The sequence below is a fragment of the Brachybacterium sp. HMSC06H03 genome (assembly GCF_001807385.1).
In the GTDB taxonomy this organism is placed as follows: Bacteria; Actinomycetota; Actinomycetes; order Actinomycetales; family Dermabacteraceae; genus Brachybacterium; species Brachybacterium conglomeratum.
On record NZ_KV788692.1, the window covers coordinates 1 to 1,268 of the forward strand.

The 1,268-nt window shown below is 74.4% G+C and carries 1 protein-coding gene, 1 pseudogene and 1 riboswitch; the gene and the pseudogene both read right to left on the reverse strand.

What is annotated here, in order from left to right; genetic code table 11:
- Positions 1–229: pseudogene (locus HMPREF3159_RS04020) on the reverse strand (riboflavin biosynthesis protein RibD); the annotation flags it as partial.
- Positions 230–342: 113 nt separating this feature from the next.
- A riboswitch (FMN riboswitch) is annotated at positions 343–472 on the reverse strand.
- A gap of 124 nt (positions 473–596) precedes the next feature.
- Positions 597–1,268: DciA family protein (locus HMPREF3159_RS04025; RefSeq protein ID WP_083305784.1), on the reverse strand; the 672-nt coding region annotated here is incomplete at its 5' end.

The following is a 1,268-nucleotide window of genomic DNA, read 5'->3' on the forward strand; positions in this document are numbered from 1 at the left end:
AGGCGAGGGCGTCGGCCTCGGCGTGGGCGGTGCCGGCCCCGCGGTGACGGCCCTCGGCGAGGACCGTCCCGTCGGCGGCGAGGAGCACGCAGCCGACGCGGGGATTCGGGCCGAACGGCACGGCGGGGTCCGCGGCGATCTCGAGCGCGCGGCGCAGCGCGACGGTCTCCGCGGGGGTGATCCCTGCGCGGTCGCTCCGGGGGGCGTCCTGCGTGGTGCCGGGGTCCATGGCCTCTCCTCCGTCCGCGCTCGCGGTCCCGGAGGGAGAGGAAGAGAGGGGACGACGTCACCGGGGGCGCCGGCCGTGCCCGGAGGGTCGGCAGGTACGCCAGGCGACGTCGACCGCGTGCGCTTCCCATCCGGACTCTCACCGTCGGTCCAGGAGTTCCACCTGGTCAGCCTCGGGCCATGGGCCCTCGGGTCGCGGACTGTCACCGCCGGCTCGGAATTTCACCGACCCCAGTGCACGCGAGCATCATCAGCTCGTCGAGAGCACACCGTAGCAGGGTCGGCCGGGAGGATGACGGCGGATGAACGCCCGACCAGGCTCCACCCACCCGCTGATCTCCCACCGCTCGTCCCTCGCAGCACGTCGATCAGCCATACGTATCCCGGGGGCCGCGCCAGGTCACCGTCCGTCGGCCCTTCTTCCAGCTGCGCTCGGCGGCGGCCGGGCCGGTGACCTTCAGCTCCGAGACGACGTGGGAGCCGACGTGCTCCTCGATGGTGGTGATCAGCTGCGGGGTGAGCATCCGCAGCTGCGCCGCCCACGCCGAGGAGGAGGCGCTGACCACCAGCACCCCGTCCTCGAAGGAGACCGGGCGGCAGTGCGTCGCGAGCCTCTCGCCGACGATCTGATCCCATTCGTCCAGCACCCGTCCGGTGCTCATCCCTGCGTTCCAGCCGAGGTTCCCCAGCACCTTCTTCAGCACCAGCTCGATGCCCTGCGGGTCCCGCGGGTCCGGGCGCGAGCCGGAGTAGCCCGGCGCCCGGCCGGACCGGTCGCGCACGTCCCTGGCCTGCGTCTTCGCGGAGATCGGGAAGAGGCCGCGGTCGCGGGCGGCGGCACGGGAGCGGTTGACGGTGCGGCGGGCGAGCTCGAAGGGATCCGCCGGCGCCGGCAGGTCCGGCGGATCGTAGAGCACCTGCTCCTCGCGGTCGGGATGCCCGGGACCGACCGGCGTCCGTGCCCCGGAGCGGGACGCGACGGGCCCACCAGCCTCCTCGGCGCCCGGCCGCGCTCCGCCGCGGGCCCGCTCGGCACCGTT